The organism is Bacillus capparidis, assembly GCF_017832095.1.
In the GTDB taxonomy this organism is placed as follows: domain Bacteria; phylum Bacillota; class Bacilli; order Bacillales; family Bacillaceae; genus Bacillus; species Bacillus gobiensis.
This window is the reverse complement of sequence record NZ_JAFDST010000003.1, coordinates 384,218-399,748: the sequence shown is the minus strand read 5'-3', so window position 1 is coordinate 399,748 and position 15,531 is coordinate 384,218. Positions and strand designations below refer to the sequence as shown.

Genomic DNA, 15,531 nt, shown 5'->3' with positions numbered 1-15,531 from the left:
CTTTACTCACTCCTCCTTAGCTTTTTTAATGACGGAAACTAAATACGTACGCAAATCCAGAAATTCTTTCGTATTTTTCAACTCTGAATTCGATTGATTTTGCTTTATTAATGGATTCGCAATATCAATCGCTATCCTTCCAGGTGCAGGATACATAACCAAAATTCTCGTTCCAAGAAGAAGCGCCTCTTCGACATCATGCGTAATAAAAAATATACTTTTCTTTGTTTTTTTCCAAATGGTCAATAGATGATTTTGCATTGTTTCTTTCGTTAATGTATCAAGTGCACTAAATGGCTCATCCATTAAAATAGCTTTAGGTTCTGCAGCTAATGTTCTAGCAATGGCAGCTCGCTGTTTCATCCCTCCTGAAAGCTGGTGGGGAAGTAGATCTGCAGATGATTCAAGTTGGACAAGTTGTAAGTAATGAGCAATAATTCGTTCTTTATCCTTTTTTGACATACCTTTCATTTTTAAACCAAAGCCTACATTGTTTTGAATCGTTAACCATGGAAATAAATTTGGGTGTTGAAAAACAACCCCAATGTCAGCATTCGGTTTTGAATATTTTTCTCCATTTATAAACCTTTGACCGGTTGTTGGTTTCTGAAAGCCTGCTAGAATATTTAATAATGTTGATTTTCCGCATCCCGATGGTCCGAGAATGCAGACAAACTCATCTTGGTGCAAATCTAAATTGATATTTCCCAATACAGGTTGTACTGCTCGATTTGATGAAAACTGTAGAGAGATTTCTTTTAATTCAATTACTTTTCTTTTCAGATGATTGACTTCATTTTCATGTGGAGAAGTTGTTGCTGTGACTCCGCTCATATCTTCACCATCCGTTTCACTTTATTCATGAATTTCTTTCAATAGTGATTTTTGATATACTTCTAAATCGGGTGCACTTGAAATGGATTTTTGTTCTACAAGAAAATCGGCTGTTTCTTTTAACGTTTCAGCTAAGGGTCCTGAGAAGTATTCTTTTTGCTGAGATGCGTCAAGCCAGATAAGTTGTTTCATTGTTTTTAAACTTTCCTCTGGCGACAATCCAAGTTCTTTCGAAAGCAAATCAGCAGATTCTTTCGGCTTATCACGATAATATTTAACCGCCTCATCCAATACGCTTACGTAGTCCTTGACAACTTCCGGATATTTCTTAGCAAAATCATTATGCACGTAACCTAGTTCTGCAGTTAACACTCCTTTTTCTGCAAGCTCTTTTGAGTTCACAATGACCTTTCCTTTGTCTTGATTTAATTTTTCCAGCATTGGCTGCCATAAATAGGCTCCATCGATTTCTCCACGCTGCCATGCGGCATAAATATCAGGCGGGGTCATGTCTAAAATCGTAATGTTTTCTTTTACAGGATCAAGTCCTTCTTCTTTCAATGCACCAAGCAAACTATAATGAGAAGTAGAACTGAAAGTTGTTGCAATTTTCTTCCCCTTCAAATCATGTAATGACTGAATTCCGGTATCATCCTTTACGACAAGAGCTTCACTCTCTCCAATTATGTCGTGCAAGTTATACACACTGTACGGGAGTTTATTCGCAATACCAATAGAGGTTGGCGGTGTTCCAACAGTTCCAAAGTTAATGCTTCCGCTTGCGATCGCATTATTAACATCACGTCCAGCATCAAACTTCACCCATTCAACCTTGGTGTCGGGATATTTTTTTTCAAGCAGTCCGAGCGCCTTTGCAAGCAACTCTCCGCTTGGTGATGCTTGATATCCAATAACAATTTTTTCTGGTACATTTTCGGATGAAGATGTTGATTTATTTTCTGACGCTGAATTAGATGAAACTTGATTTGAACAAGCCGCACTAACTGTAAAAGCTAACAGGATGATTAACAAAACATTTCTTTTTAATAGGTTCATTTTATATTCCTTCTTTTCTATTTATTTTCCTACCCATGAAAAACGACTACGCTGATAAAGACGAATCAAACTGTCTAAGATAATCGCAATCGCCCCCATTAGGATGATGCCCGCAAAAACAATGTCACTTCGTAAGTATTTACTCGCATCAAGAACCATCCAGCCAATTCCACTTGTTGCCGCAACCATTTCAGCCGCAACAAGTGTTGCATACGTTATACCAATGGCTGTCCGTAATCCTGTAATAATATCAGGCAGACAAGAGGGCAAGATGATATGCCATAATACTTTGCTTTTTGTTCCCCCAAGAGAAAGCGCCGCATTGATACGATCACTAGGTAATTTTTGGACACTTGATACTATGGTGATAAATAATGGTGCAAAAGCGCTTAAAAACAATAAAGCAATTTTTGACTTATCGTCGATACCAAGCCATAATACTAGAATTGCATAATATGCAAGTGGCGGCAGAGGACGATAAAATTCAATAATCGGATCAAAAACAGCACGTATATATTTTGAATATCCGCATAATAGCCCTAGTGGGACAGCTATTAAGAATGCAAGAAACAGCGCGGAAAAGAGACGATACATACTATTAGAAATATGAGAAAGCAGCGAAGCTCCTTTATACCCTTGTGTGAAAAGTTCAATAAATGAAGCCCATACAGCCTGTGGTGTAGGAATAAAAAATGGATCTACCCACTTCAAATTTGTAATGATTGTCCACACAATGAATAAAATGATTACACTGGCTAAGGAAATGCCTTTCACTATCAAATTGTGCTTTCCATACGTATGACTGTTCTCCATTTGACATCTTCCTTTATAAATAAAATTTAGGGTTCGCTGGAGGGATATACCAGACCCCATTTCCGGAGGGAGCCCCACCAATAACTAAAATATCCGCCTTTAGAAGCAGGTCATAGTATTGATTCACTAACCTTCGTATTGTTAAGCAAGAAAAACACTCCTTCTAAGAGAAAATAAAAAAGACTCTTATCAATTTACGTCTTTACGTAAGATAAGAGTCTCTGGTTATCCAGTCGACCATTTATTTGGATTTGGAAGAAATTAAAGAAAACTTTTCTTATAAATCAATATTTATTCTTATTTAGCAAGAAATGATTTTTCTCTGTCTTGTCAATTTGTGTAATCTATTCATCGTTAACGGTGATTAACACTGAACCATACTAGCAGACTAAAAATATAAGAAATCTTGACTTCATCCACAATTGCCACTTTTCTACCACTACAGTCATAAATACAAACTAAATTAAGAGGTTCAATTTGGCTTTGCAGTCCGGACTGCACTTGCTAAGCGGAAAGATATCGATAAATTCTGCCATTATAATATCCATAGTTTCCTTACCTGTCAAGTATGAATTAGCGAACCTTGTTGATACACATTGAGAAAAAATTGATCAGTGCAGTTTTTTCAATGTTTATTTTTACAGTTATAGATAATTTTTCAATATCCTCTGATTGACTCTCACTAACAAGTTCTTCCATCATCCCTATGCCAATCTCTACCCCAACAATTCATAAATTTTATTTTGATGAACAAAACAAAGAAGGTTTTATTACAATATAATTCCGCCCTATTTAATAGGTTTTGATCATTCATTACTCTCTTTATAATTAAATTGATATAATTATTATATCGTATTTTATTTATAAATAATACACTTTATATTTTTTCAATATAATTTAAACATAAACTGATATTCTTTCAAAAGTAAAATCCCATTAAAATTTTATAGAAAAGAAACCCTTGACATTTTTTAATTATAACAATATATTTGTAAACAAATCTAACCAATAACTTAATATTAATTTTTTCTTATCCAGAGAGACTGAGGGACAGGCCCAATGAAGTCTCGGCAACGGGTTTATGACACCGTGCCAATTCCTGCAAATGCTTCTGCATTGGAAGATGAGAATGAGGTAGCTTATTTCCGAGAGCCCCACTATTTTCTTCTGAATAAGAAAATAGTGGGGCTTTTTGTTCTAATTTTTTTAAGGAGTGTGTGCATTGATTGAATTTAAGCAAGTAGCAAAAACTTTCACATTAGGAAAAAGGGAAATTCACGCAGTAAAAGACGTTACTCTCTCTATTTCTCAAGGTGAAATTTTTGGAATTATAGGTTTTAGTGGCGCTGGAAAAAGCACACTATTGAGACTTGTTAATATGTTGGAGAATCCCACTAACGGTTCTATTACGGTTCAGGGAGAGGACATATCTAGCCTTTCCCAAAAAGAGATTCGAAGTCTCCGCAGACGAATTGGCATGATTTTTCAAAACTTTAATTTATTTTCCTCTCGGACAGTAGCTGGAAATATAGCTTATCCTCTTAAACTTGCTGGGTTCCCCAAAAAGGAAATAAAGGCTAGAGTTACAGAGCTGCTGCAGTTTGTAGGCTTAACTGATAAAGCAAATGATTATCCGGAGCAGTTATCTGGCGGGCAGAAACAGAGGGTAGGAATAGCGCGCGCCCTTGCCACCTCTCCAGATATCCTAATTTGTGATGAAGCTACATCTGCTTTAGACCCAGATACAACAGGAGAAATTCTCCGCCTTTTAAAAAGGGTCAATAAGAGTTTAGGGATCACTATTTTGCTCATTACACATGAGATGCATGTAATTCAATCCATCTGTGATAGGGTTGCTGTGATGGAAAATGGCACAGTTGTTGAAACAGGATCACTTTTTGATACCTTCACAAAACCACAGCATTTGACAACTAAACGGTTTATTCAATCTGTTCAGCAGGATCGTCCTTCTGAAGTATTACTATCTCAATGGAAGGAAAATGGAGGGAAAAATTTATATCGGATTGTTTTCAGCGGCGAATTAACAAACAATCCCGTTCTATCCCAGATTACAAGAAAACATGATATAGACATAAATATTATTTATGGATCTATCAAAGAGCTTCAAGAAAAATTTTACGGAAACTTATTGGTATCATTTGAAGGGCATCAAGCAGCTATCGACAATGTAATTTCCGAGTTAAAAGAAACCGTTGAAATAGAGGAGGTGATCATTTAATGAGAGTGGACTGGACAACATTTTGGCCAAGGATAGTGGAATCAACAGGAGAAACGATTCTAATGGTAATTGCGACTTTAATATTTGGTTCCATTCTTGGCATCATCATTGGTTTATTGCTTTTTATCACTAGAAAAGGAAATATATTAGAAAATAAAATTTTATTTCAGGCATTGAACATTTTAATTAATATCATTAGGCCTATTCCTTTTATTATTTTTCTTGTTGCTATTAGCCCTCTAACTCGCTCCATTATTGGGACAACTATCGGAACTTGGGCAGCCATTTTCCCAATGACCATCGCAGCATCTTTTGGTATAGCAAGAATTGTGGAGAATAATTTAATCAGCATTGATCCTGGCGTAATTGAAGCAGCAAAGGCAATGGGAGCAAACCCTCTTCAAATTATCTTTACTGTATTAATTCCTGAAGCTTTAGGGCCTCTTATCCTTGGATTAACTTTTGTAACCATCGGTTTAATAGATTTTTCTGCCATGGCCGGAACAGTCGGAGGCGGTGGATTAGGTCATGTTGCCATGACTTATGGCTACCAACGTTTTGATGGCAGCGTCATGCTGGTTACCGTTGTCATATTAATTTTGCTTGTCCAGCTAGCGCAATGGATCGGGAATACATTGTCTCGAAAAATAATGCGCAGATAAAGTGAAACTTCAATCTGACCGTTAATGCGGGATAAAAACCAAACAGAATAAAGGAGATTGTTAAAATGAAAAAAATAACACTATTATTTTTATTATTATTGGCAGTATGGGTGCTTGCTGCTTGCGGCAATGACTCAGCATCAGGCGGCTCCAATAAAACTATTAAAGTAAAAATCGGGGTTACTGGTACAGATGGAGAAGTGTGGCCCACTTTAAAAGAAAAAGCTAAAAAAGAAGGAATAGAAATTGAGCTTATTGAGTTTTCTGACTACACCCTTCCTAATCAAGCATTAGCTAATAAAGAAATTGATATTAACTCTTTCCAGCACATCGCTTTTCTGAGCCAATTCACAAAAGAAAACAATGCTGATTTAGTGCCTATCGGCGCAACTGTCATTGCACCTATGGGGATCTACTCCGAGAAAATAAAAGATATTAATGATATCAAAAATGGACAAAGAATTGCTATTCCTGATGATCCTTCTAACCAAGCTCGTGCATTAAAGCTCCTTGAATCAGCTGGGTTAATCAAATTAGCGGATGATTTTGGACTTTTCGGCGATCCATCAAAAATAGTTGAAAATCCAAAAAATCTAGATATCTTTCCCGTTGTGGCACAACAAACACCACGTGTTCTTCCAGATGTTGCTGCATCCGTCATTAACAATGGTGTTGCAGGACAAGCCGGATTAGACCCTGTAAAAGATCCGATTTTTCTAGAAGACGCTAGTGATAAAAATGCTCTTCCTTATGTCAACGTATTTGCTGCACGTGCAGAAGATGAAAATAATAAAACCTATCAACGAATTGTTGAGTTATATCATGAAGCAGATGTGATAAAAGCCGTTGAGGCAGATACAAATGGTGGATCTATTGTTGTAGACACTTCAAAAGAGGATTTAATAAAACAATTTAAAGACCTATAAGAGGGGGATTATCATGAGCGAAACATTGACTGGCATAGAATTGATTACAAATTCTATCAATGAAAATAAAGAGCTATATATACAAACAAGCCAAGCTATTCACGCAAAACCTGAAATTGGGAACCAAGAGTTTTTTGCAAGTAAAACACATGTAAACATTCTTACAAATGCTGGTTTTACAGTAGATACTGCAGTAGCAGGACACGAAACATCCTTTTATGCTGTAAAAGACAGTGGAATTTCAGGTCCAACCATCGCTTTTCTTGCAGAATATGATGCTTTGCCAGGGTTAGGGCATGCATGCGGCCACAACATCATTGGGACAACTAGCGTTGCTGCTGGAATTGCCCTTTCTCAAACACTTGCAGAAACAGGCGGACGTGTTGTTGTGTTAGGAACACCAGCTGAAGAAGGCGGTCCTAACGGAAGTGCAAAAGGCAGCTTTGTTAAACATGGCTATTTAAAAGACGTTGATGTCGCATTAATGATACATCCATCCGGAAAAACCTCTTTAACTAGCGGATCCCTTGCAGTTGATCCACTTGATTTTCATTTTTATGGAAAGGCTGCTCATGCAGCTGGTTCCCCCGAGAAGGGAATTAATGCCTTAGATGCCGTTATCCAGCTATTTAATGGCATTAATGCACTTCGCCAACAGCTCCCTGATGATATTCGTATTCATGGAATTATTACACATGGCGGCGATGCGCCAAATATTATTCCTGAATACGCAGCGGCTCGTTTCTATATCCGAGCAGAATCTTGGAAAAAAACAGAAGAAGTTTCTGCTAAAGTCCGCTCCGTTGCAGAAGGAGCTGCACTTGCAACTGGTACGACTGTAAAAATAGAAAGATTCCAAAATGAAGTAAAAGATCTAATACTAAATCCAGTATTAGACGAAATTTTACATAAAGAATTAGAGTCAGTAGGAGAAACGGTCAATTTAGAAAAGTCTACTGGTAAAGGCTCAACAGATGCCGGTAATATTAGCTATGAAGTGCCTACTGCGCACCCCTATATAAGAATTGGCCCTGATGACTTAATTGCACACACAAACGATTTCAGAGAAGCCGCAAAGTCTGAACTTGGTAATCAAGCACTAATCAAAGGTGCCAAAGCTCTCGCAAGAGCCGGCTACCGCCTTTTAACAGATCCATCATTATTGCATCGTGTAAATAAAGCATTCGATCTTGCTAAAAATGAGAAAAGTTGATTAGTAACATAACCATTAGCAGATTCACCTTTATAACACAATTGATAGTATTTTATTACTTTTCATCAATAATACTAGGATTATATATGGTAATAGTTATTCAACTCTCCACATCCTAAAACAAGAGAAATCCTGGTCTTTTTAAAAAAGATCAGGATTGTCGCTTTTTAGTTTTTTATAGGCATTGATAAAATCATCGGGAGCTTCCTTTATTAAATATGAACGTACTCCTCTTGATGTATGCAGATAAAGAAATCCGAAATTTCCTTTTTTTCGATAGGAAACATCCCAAACAGATTCTAAAGGATACTTGTCAGCTTTAACAGCAATACCATCTTCAAATAGATTAATATCAAAAGAAGATTCAACCGTTCGTTTTTCAACCCAGCCGATTTCCTGGCGAACTTCGAAACAACGGTGACTAGCAAGTATTTTCATCTGCTGCTGCCTCCTTTATGTATCTCATCATCAGCTGTCCGATTCTCTTGATTATTTTGAGACCAGTCTCCCTATCCTTCCATCCTTTCGTCAGCATCGCAATGTATACGAGTCGTTCCTTGTGCTTTAGAATTGCTACATCGTGGTCAATTCCAGGCAGGTCTCCTGTTTTGTTATACAGCTCTATATTCGGACCTACAGGTTGGTTTATCAGCTTGTGAAATTGCTGACCTGACAGCATACTCAGCATTTCTTCTCTATTTAATTCCGTAAAAATAGAATTTTTTTCGGCAATCAGCTTTAAACACCCGACCATATCACGTGCAGTTGTTTCATTTTCTATTCCCGCTTTCATTGCTTGCGTATCCATGAAATGCCGCCTTAGAAAGCTATTTGAGCATCCAACACTGTTTACAAAGGATTGGATATTCTTCATACCAATAAGATCAATCAATAGATTGGAAGCCGTATTGTCGGAAACCGTTATCATAAGTGCCATCAGATTTCTAACCGATAGCTGCTCCACTCCACGAAAACTCTTTAAAACGCCTGAACCGCCGACTCGATCTTGATCCGTTACTTCTATTTTTGTTTCCAAATTGAGCAGATTTACATTAGACTGGCGAAATCCTTCAAGCAAAATTGGAAGCTTAATCACACTTGCAGCTGCCATTCGCTGATTGTCATTGATATTGATTTCACCATCATCTGTACAGATGCAAAGAGAGACGTTTTTCTCGTAAGAACCGATAATGTGGCCAACTTCTGGTTTTGCCTCGGTTAAGTTCATTGATCGGAGCTCCCATCTATTTTGAAAAAGGCTGCTGCCCAATGGAGAGCGTAACAGCCTTATTTTCTTAAACTTAATCCCAATGCTCTTTTATAAATTCATCACGGCCGGATTTTTTTCGATCAAGCTTATACTCATCCGGATTTTTTTTGTGAAAGTCTTGATGGTAATCCTCAGCCGGGTAAAAAGGCGCTGCAGGTAGAATATCTGTCACAATTGGCTTTTTAAATATCCCGCTCTGTTCTAATTTTTTCTTAGATTCAATAGCTTGTTCCATCTGGAGTTCATTATGGTAAAAAATCGCTGTACGATACTGCGGCCCGCGGTCGTGAAATTGCCCCTCCACGTCTGTCGGATCAATCTGCTGCCAATATAGCTCCAACAGCTTTTCATATGGAAAAATATCCGGTTCAAATGTAATTTGAACCACTTCCCTATGACCTGTGGTTCCTGTTTTTATGTCTTCATAGCTAGGGTTTTCAGTTTCGCCGCCCGCATATCCTGATACAATTCCTTCAATTCCAGGTAATTCGTCAAACGGCGTCACCATGCACCAAAAGCAGCCGCCAGCAAATGTTGCTTTCTCCATTAAAACTTCCTCCACTTTCTCATTATTATGAAGAAGTGTACCATAAACGAAGACGTTCGCCTATTGAAAAGCAGTAATGCTTCGGAAAACAAGATTTAATTCAAAGTTTACAGTTTATATGGAATAAATCTTTAGCCAATGAAGTGTGTAAAATGTTTTTGACACCTTCTTTGGTATATTTTATCATATAGGTGTAAAAGATTTTTTACACCTGAGTGTAGAGGCGGTATATGAAATGGAAAATAGAATTAAGGAATACAGAGAGAAAAATAGTCTTTCACAAGGCAAATTAGCAGAACTATGTAATGTAAGCAGGCAAACGATTAACGCGATTGAGAACAACAAATATGATCCAAGTTTACAGTTAGCATTTGATATTGCCAAAAAGTTAGGAATCACAATGGAAGAATTATTTATACATTATGAAAACGGAGGGAAAAGGAATGAATAAATCAAAAAAAGTCATCCCTGTAATAGCCTTTGCTGTATTTTGTACGTTAGCTGGATTTACCTTATACAAGTGGGTGAGCTTCGGGACTATAGATGGAGGTTCTGTTTTCTTAAGTCTACTTTCCTTTTCACAATTTTTTAATTGGCTTAATTGGAGTAACCGTGAAGGCAATGGAGAGAAAGACGAATTAGACAGACATATTGAAACCCAGAGTGCAAAGATAGGGTATTTTGTGTTAATGATTTTGGCAGGTTTAGTTCTGTTCATTTCTGAAGGTGTATCTAATTTTAATGATATTAAGAATTATCCTTTGCTTACTGTGGTTGGTCTTACATTTGTTACACTTCCGATTACAGAGTACATATATTCAAAGAAGTATAAATAATAGCGCTTCACTAAAGGTCATAAACTAAATGGAGCACTTTAATAGAGTAAGATTCAGGTTCAATTTTAATATATTAAGAGCGCGTTTTGATCAATTTTTCCAAAACACGCTCTTTTCTTTTGTTCAAGGAATTCTAAAGCTACAATAAAAGGGATTAGCTTTTTCTCTTTCTACGCTCTTCTTTTATGAAAAGGAACAAACTTTTCACTGGCTTTGAAGTTGTAGATTGGCTTGATAAAACCTGCAATCTCCGCTGTTTCTTCAATTTTCTCTAATATTTCATTTAATGGCTTGTAGGCCATTGGTGCTTCGTCCAATGTTTCTTTAGATACTGAGGTGGTCCAAATATCTCTCATTGTACTTTGAAATTCGTTCATGCTTAAGGTTTTCATCGCCTGTCTGCGGCTCAATATACGACCAGCACCATGTGGCGCAGAATAATTCCACTCTTCATTGCCTTTACCGACAGCCAGGATCGACCCATCTCTCATGTTAATAGGAATAATGAGCCGTTCACCCTTTTGAGCAGACACTGCTCCTTTTCGCAAAATCATTTGATCCGTATCAATATAATTATGAACCGTATCAAAGCGATCAAGCTCCACAAAGCCCATATTCTCTATGATCGCTCTGGCAATTTCTTCTCGATTTGCTTTAGCATAGTTTTGCGCCAATTTCATGTCATGAATGTAATTATGAAAATACTCACCTTCTAAATACGCTAAATCATCAGGAATAATCGGATTTTTCTCATTATAGTTTTTTATCGCTGCTTCGATTTCATTGTACCTGCCCTCTGCTTTTAATTGTTTAATCAGAGTGGACACATCCCGTTTACGCAGGTTTGAGATGGCTGTCTTTTGATAATAATTAGCAATCTTTTCACCTACATATCTGCTGCCTGTATGGATTGTTAAATAGTGAAAGCCTTCGGTATCGGCAGACACTTCGATAAAAATGATTGCCGCCTCCAAGTGTACCTAAGCTATGCACGCTTTTCTCTTGACTCAATACGTGATTCGCTTTAAATAGTTCAGGTGCCGGAAAGCTCGTGCTTATGTAAGATACAGTCTGATCTGAGTGAACGTCCTGTCCGCTTGGAACGAATGTACGAATGACTTTGTCCAATCTGTCAAAATCGATGTCCTTTTCTTTAAGCTTGACCGTTAAAACACCGCAGCCGACGTCTACACCTACTAAATTAGGTACGACCTTATCCTTCAGCTGGATGGTAGTCCCTATCACACACCCTTTGCCTGCATGATAGTCTGGCATAATGCTAATTTTCGTGCCCTTTAAAAAAGGTTGATTGCATAGTTCTTGAATTTGCTCAATCGCAGCATCCTGAGGATGATTTGAAAATACTCTCGCTTCTGTTTGCGTCCCTGTGATTTTTATCACTTTAATTCTCTCCTTCTAGAGTATAGGTGTTTATTTCTTTCTATAATTTAAAAATAGCTACTTGGAACATTTAACTATTAAATATATAAATCTATACACTTGGTTAGTACTAAAATACCGAAAAAACTATGCAGACATTATAATATTCTACTCAAATTCGGATTAGTCACATGTTATCCTCACATTTTCGCTCTACTATGCCATCATTACTATATTATAGTAAATCACACTGTAAAATGGAAAATATTTAAGTGGAAGTTTAAAAAATTTATATTTGGTATGACAGTTTTGATACAACTCACTTCTTTCGAATGTCGGGAAGCTGCATTACATGCTTGCAGCAGGGAAACAGCAGCAAAAATGCAGAGGCAAACCGTTGTTTCTATGCAATTCCATGGCCTATCCGTGCAATTTTACCACGTACCTGCGCCCATGCAATCCCATGGCACTTTTAGTAAATTCCCCTTATATAAAACCTACCAATTGAGCTTGCAGGTAAATTGATATATGATATAGCTTGAAAAAGATTGCAAAGTTTATATAGAAAAAGAGTGATGACAAAATGAATCCTAGTGATTTGACATATAAAATGCCTCCAGAGTGGGCACAGCATGAGCGTACGTTAATTTCCTGGCCCATTCAGGATTCAATGATTTACCCGGATGATTACGATAACGTCTGTAAAGGGTATACTGAACTGATTCAAGCCATCTCCGAGTTTGAACCTGTTACTGTGATTGTGAATCCAGGCGACGAAGAAGCAGTCGCTTCACGCTTTTCTGCTGAAAACATAGAAATACTGGCGATTCCTCATAATGACGCCTGGCTGAGAGATAACGGTCCAACATTTATTATCAATAAAAATAACGAGCTTGCCGGGATTAATTGGGGATTTAATGCATGGGGCGGAAAATACGAGCCATGGGATCTTGATGACCAAGTGGCGCCAGAGCTATTAAAGCATTTTGGCACAAAAAAATTCGATGCGCCTCTCGTTTTGGAAGGCGGGAGCATTCATGTCGACGGCGATGGCACTTTGCTTACGACGAAGGAATGTCTTCTAAATCCGAATCGCAATCCAGACTTAACAAAAGAAGAGATTGAATCGATTGTAAAAAAGCATGTAAATATCGAAAAAGTCATTTGGTTAAATCGCGGACTTATCGGAGATGAAACGGACGGTCACGTAGATAATGTCGCCTGCTTCGCCGCTCCAGGAAAGGTGCTTATTCAGGTTTGTGACGACCAATCGGATGAAAACTATGAAATCAGCCAGGAAAATTTAGCGATATTACGAAATGCAACTGATGCTAAAGGCAGAACGATCGAAATCATACCGATACAGCAGCCTCCTGCCCGTCACTATAATGGAGAAAGATTAACTCTGAGCTATTTAAATTTTTACTTTGTTAACGGAGGGATCATCCTTCCTGTTTTCGGCGGTGATGCTTTAGAATATGACAAAATGGCGGAAGAAGCGCTGCAAAATGTATTTCCGGACTATAGAATTCGTAAGATCGATGGAATGGCCGTTGTAAAAGAAGGCGGGAATGTCCATTGCACAACGCAGCAAATGCCAGCTGTATCTACTAGAAATGGAGAGGGATAACATGAGAAAGGTTAAAGTTGCAGCCACTCAAATGAGCTGCTCACCGAATATCGATGAAAATATAAGCAAGGCCGAAATACTCGTACGCAAAGCAGCTGAGCAAGGAGCTCAAGTCATCCTGCTGCAAGAGCTGTTTGAGACACCATATTTCTGCCAGAAAGAAAAACCAGAGTATTATGCTTACGCGACAGAGCTTGAACATAACAAAGCCGTCAATTATTTTAAAGAAATTGCCAGGGAGCTTGAAGTCGTTCTTCCGATCAGCTATTACGAAAAGAAAAACAATGCGCGCTATAACTCGATCGCGATGATAGACGCAGATGGAAAAGTGCTTGGCACCTATCGAAAAAGCCATATTCCGGACGGTCCTGGGTATGAAGAAAAGTACTATTTTAATCCTGGAGATACCGGCTTTAAAGTATGGGACACGCGTTATGGCAAAATCGGCGTAGGTGTTTGCTGGGATCAATGGTTCCCTGAAGCAGCGCGCGCGATGGCCTTAATGGGAGCCGAATTATTGCTTTACCCGACAGCCATCGGTTCAGAGCCTGAGGATTCGCAGGTCGACAGCAAGGATCACTGGCAGGCTTGCATGCTTGGGCATGCAGCATCAAACCTTGTGCCGGTTATTGCTTCTAACCGTATCGGGGTTGAAAGTGATGATGATTCTACGATTACATTCTACGGCTCCTCCTTTATCGCCGGGCCTCAAGGCAATAAGATCAAAGAAGCCGGGAGGACGGAGGAAAGTATTCTAATCGCCGAATTTGATTTGAATCAGCTTGAATATCAACGAACTGAATGGGGAATCTTTCGTGACCGCCGGCCGGAATTATATAAAACAATCACCTCATCTGATGGGGAATTGAATGTGTGAAGAAATGGGGAGAAGTTCTCTCCTTTTTTGTTATCAAGGTTTCTTTCATAATGGATTCAGGTTACCAAAAAACTATTATGACACATCGCTCCATGGGTTTAGGATACGAAAAAAACTGCCATTAGATAGATGGCAGTTTACGGCGATTATTTAAGATCTTATTGAAACTCATAATCTTTATTTGACTTGGCAAACGGATTAGGATGCCTATCTAGCAGCTCTGGCTGATATTTGATTTTCCCACGGGTTTCAGAGGTGATTCGTTCACCGCTTTCAAAGAAATCGTAGCTCCATGGCAAGTTTTTGATGGCGCTTCTCCCCATCTCATCCCATTCATTTTTATATTCATCAAGTAAAGAGAATAAAGGATGGGTCTTATTCGTCGGAAACCAATCATTTATTACCCGCTCTAAAAAGATTCCTATGCCTGAGAAATGGATCAAACGTAAATATTTATCCTTTACTCTGTAAGCTCCGCCGATATTATTTATTTGCTTTCTTTCGGGTTCGTGTAAGTTCCATCCCGCTAAATTATAACCATGATGTCTGAGGATGTGTACATCAAAGTATGCCGGAGCCAGATTCAGCCATTTTTGATCAACGAATAGTCCCTGCTCCTCATCAATATAGTTTTTCACTGACAATCTGCTTGTCATCCAATTAAGAAATTTCTCTCCATCTTCTGTTCTCTTTACTGCAAAAAAACCGCCATTAAATGTGCCGTCCTTCAAAAAGTGTTCCCAAGGGTCCGGATCGACACGATGGGGTGTGAGTACAATTGAGTTATTTTCAAATCCGCTCATTACTTCTACAAAAGGACCATACACTTTCATATCTGAGTCAAGATAAACAAAATACTTTTCATTCGGATATTTTTTCATAGCATAGATCATAGTGTAATATTTCAAAATACACGAAAATTCAAGTGCGCTGTGCTTGAACGCCAGTTTATCAAAATTTGGAATGCCCATATTCTTGGCAAGCACCACTTCATCGAAGTATTCAAAACCTTTGAGAAGGGTGGATCTTCTTAGGTCTGCAGCCTGGCCTTCCGGCGTATCTGAAGTCGCGGATGCATTAGTATCAAAGGGATGCAATTCTTTTTCAATCAAACATGTCACAATCTTGGCATCCGGCATATAAGTTTTAGCCGACCTTGCCATAACCTTAGCTTTGTATAAATGGCCCGCACTGGTCGTAGTAATTATGATCATTTTGTTTTCTTTTCGCATAGATGCTTTATATGCG

The 15,531-nt window shown here is 38.2% G+C and carries 15 protein-coding genes, 1 pseudogene and 1 riboswitch; of the genes and pseudogenes, 8 read left to right on the top strand and 8 right to left on the bottom strand.

All coding sequences use genetic code 11. From position 1 onward, the window contains the following. Positions 1-6: 6 nt before the first annotated feature. From JOC74_RS15530 to JOC74_RS15520, 3 genes are read right to left on the bottom strand one after another with little or no spacing between them, the layout of a single operon-like run. The gene (locus tag JOC74_RS15530; protein WP_082364263.1) at positions 7-834 is read right to left on the bottom strand and encodes an ABC transporter ATP-binding protein; all 828 of its coding nucleotides are present in this window, start codon (positions 832-834) and stop codon (positions 7-9) included. A 21-nt stretch (positions 835-855) separates the two neighbouring features. Continuing rightward, entirely contained in the window at positions 856-1,890 is a 1,035-nt protein-coding gene (locus tag JOC74_RS15525; RefSeq protein ID WP_053605549.1) for a taurine ABC transporter substrate-binding protein, read from the bottom strand. 21 nt (positions 1,891-1,911) lie between these two features. Further along, positions 1,912-2,703 carry an ABC transporter permease gene (locus tag JOC74_RS15520; RefSeq protein ID WP_053605548.1) on the bottom strand — a complete coding sequence of 264 codons (792 nt, stop codon included), beginning with the start codon at positions 2,701-2,703 and terminating at the stop codon, positions 1,912-1,914. A 1,027-nt stretch (positions 2,704-3,730) separates the two neighbouring features. Beyond that, positions 3,731-3,833, top strand: a riboswitch (SAM riboswitch). Positions 3,834-3,925: 92 nt separating this feature from the next. On the opposite strand from JOC74_RS15520, the gene JOC74_RS15515 reads away from it, so the two are divergent. From JOC74_RS15515 to JOC74_RS15500, 4 genes are all read left to right on the top strand, one after another. Beyond that, positions 3,926-4,942: a methionine ABC transporter ATP-binding protein gene (locus tag JOC74_RS15515; RefSeq protein WP_211086211.1), complete on the top strand. Its 1,017-nt coding sequence runs from the start codon at positions 3,926-3,928 to the stop codon at positions 4,940-4,942. Continuing rightward, the gene (locus tag JOC74_RS15510; RefSeq protein ID WP_053605546.1) at positions 4,942-5,604 is read left to right on the top strand and encodes a methionine ABC transporter permease; all 663 of its coding nucleotides are present in this window, start codon (positions 4,942-4,944) and stop codon (positions 5,602-5,604) included. The genes JOC74_RS15515 and JOC74_RS15510 overlap by 1 nt, the downstream gene beginning before the upstream one ends. A 65-nt stretch (positions 5,605-5,669) precedes the next feature. Further along, positions 5,670-6,530: a MetQ/NlpA family ABC transporter substrate-binding protein gene (locus JOC74_RS15505; protein WP_053605545.1), complete on the top strand. Its 861-nt coding sequence runs from the start codon at positions 5,670-5,672 to the stop codon at positions 6,528-6,530. A 13-nt stretch (positions 6,531-6,543) separates the two neighbouring features. Beyond that, positions 6,544-7,743, top strand: coding sequence for a M20 family metallopeptidase (locus tag JOC74_RS15500; RefSeq protein ID WP_053605544.1), 1,200 nt, complete (start codon positions 6,544-6,546; stop codon positions 7,741-7,743). Positions 7,744-7,884: 141 nt separating this feature from the next. Here the strand turns inward: JOC74_RS15500 and JOC74_RS15495 are convergent, their stop codons facing one another. The 3 genes from JOC74_RS15495 to msrA form a co-directional block, all read right to left on the bottom strand. Next, positions 7,885-8,181: a hypothetical protein gene (locus JOC74_RS15495; protein ID WP_053605543.1), complete on the bottom strand. Its 297-nt coding sequence runs from the start codon at positions 8,179-8,181 to the stop codon at positions 7,885-7,887. Further along, positions 8,165-8,971, bottom strand: coding sequence for a serine hydrolase (locus tag JOC74_RS15490; protein WP_053605542.1), 807 nt, complete (start codon positions 8,969-8,971; stop codon positions 8,165-8,167). The genes JOC74_RS15495 and JOC74_RS15490 overlap by 17 nt, the downstream gene beginning before the upstream one ends. Positions 8,972-9,044: 73 nt before the next feature. Continuing rightward, positions 9,045-9,560, bottom strand: a complete 516-nt coding sequence (gene msrA, locus JOC74_RS15485) for a peptide-methionine (S)-S-oxide reductase MsrA (RefSeq protein ID WP_053605541.1) — start codon at positions 9,558-9,560, stop codon at positions 9,045-9,047. 235 nt (positions 9,561-9,795) lie between these two features. Between msrA and JOC74_RS15480 the strand changes: the two genes are divergently transcribed. Beyond that, a complete protein-coding gene (locus JOC74_RS15480) occupies positions 9,796-10,011 on the top strand; it encodes a helix-turn-helix transcriptional regulator (protein ID WP_053605540.1) in 216 nt (71 codons plus the stop codon). Further along, a complete protein-coding gene (locus JOC74_RS15475; protein ID WP_053605539.1) occupies positions 10,004-10,396 on the top strand; it encodes a DUF2178 domain-containing protein in 393 nt (130 codons plus the stop codon). The genes JOC74_RS15480 and JOC74_RS15475 overlap by 8 nt, the downstream gene beginning before the upstream one ends. A 170-nt stretch (positions 10,397-10,566) precedes the next feature. Here the strand turns inward: JOC74_RS15475 and JOC74_RS15470 are convergent. Next, positions 10,567-11,797 (bottom strand): annotated as a pseudogene (locus JOC74_RS15470) (RtcB family protein). A 562-nt stretch (positions 11,798-12,359) separates the two neighbouring features. Here JOC74_RS15470 and JOC74_RS15465 point away from each other — a divergent pair. Both JOC74_RS15465 and aguB read left to right on the top strand, forming a co-directional pair. Further along, on the top strand, positions 12,360-13,406 hold the full coding sequence (locus JOC74_RS15465) for an agmatine deiminase family protein (protein WP_211086210.1): 1,047 nt from the start codon (positions 12,360-12,362) through the stop codon (positions 13,404-13,406). 1 nt (position 13,407) lies between these two features. Further along, positions 13,408-14,283, top strand: coding sequence for an N-carbamoylputrescine amidase (aguB, locus tag JOC74_RS15460; RefSeq protein ID WP_053605537.1), 876 nt, complete (start codon positions 13,408-13,410; stop codon positions 14,281-14,283). 158 nt (positions 14,284-14,441) lie between these two features. On the opposite strand, the gene JOC74_RS15455 is transcribed toward aguB, so the two are convergent. Then, positions 14,442-15,497 (bottom strand): hypothetical protein, encoded by a 1,056-nt coding sequence (locus tag JOC74_RS15455; RefSeq protein WP_148564356.1) that lies wholly within the window; start codon positions 15,495-15,497, stop codon positions 14,442-14,444. Between the last annotated feature and the right edge of the window lie 34 nt (positions 15,498-15,531).

Excerpts from the sequence above, each read along its gene's own strand:
- msrA (WP_053605541.1), bottom strand. The coding sequence starts at position 9,560 with ATGGAGAAAGCAACATTTGCTGGCGGCTGCTTTTGGTGCATGGTGACG.
- JOC74_RS15525 (WP_053605549.1), bottom strand. The coding sequence starts at position 1,890 with ATGAACCTATTAAAAAGAAATGTTTTGTTAATCATCCTGTTAGCTTTT.
- JOC74_RS15465 (WP_211086210.1), top strand. The coding sequence starts at position 12,360 with ATGAATCCTAGTGATTTGACATATAAAATGCCTCCAGAGTGGGCACAG.
- JOC74_RS15510 (WP_053605546.1), top strand. The coding sequence starts at position 4,942 with ATGAGAGTGGACTGGACAACATTTTGGCCAAGGATAGTGGAATCAACA.
- JOC74_RS15495 (WP_053605543.1), bottom strand. The coding sequence starts at position 8,181 with ATGAAAATACTTGCTAGTCACCGTTGTTTCGAAGTTCGCCAGGAAATC.
- JOC74_RS15505 (WP_053605545.1), top strand. The coding sequence starts at position 5,670 with ATGAAAAAAATAACACTATTATTTTTATTATTATTGGCAGTATGGGTG.
- JOC74_RS15490 (WP_053605542.1), bottom strand. The coding sequence starts at position 8,971 with ATGAACTTAACCGAGGCAAAACCAGAAGTTGGCCACATTATCGGTTCT.
- JOC74_RS15475 (WP_053605539.1), top strand. The coding sequence starts at position 10,004 with ATGAATAAATCAAAAAAAGTCATCCCTGTAATAGCCTTTGCTGTATTT.
- JOC74_RS15480 (WP_053605540.1), top strand. The coding sequence starts at position 9,796 with ATGGAAAATAGAATTAAGGAATACAGAGAGAAAAATAGTCTTTCACAA.
- JOC74_RS15500 (WP_053605544.1), top strand. The coding sequence starts at position 6,544 with ATGAGCGAAACATTGACTGGCATAGAATTGATTACAAATTCTATCAAT.
- JOC74_RS15530 (WP_082364263.1), bottom strand. The coding sequence starts at position 834 with ATGAGCGGAGTCACAGCAACAACTTCTCCACATGAAAATGAAGTCAAT.
- JOC74_RS15520 (WP_053605548.1), bottom strand. The coding sequence starts at position 2,703 with ATGGAGAACAGTCATACGTATGGAAAGCACAATTTGATAGTGAAAGGC.
- aguB (WP_053605537.1), top strand. The coding sequence starts at position 13,408 with ATGAGAAAGGTTAAAGTTGCAGCCACTCAAATGAGCTGCTCACCGAAT.
- JOC74_RS15455 (WP_148564356.1), bottom strand. The coding sequence starts at position 15,497 with ATGATCATAATTACTACGACCAGTGCGGGCCATTTATACAAAGCTAAG.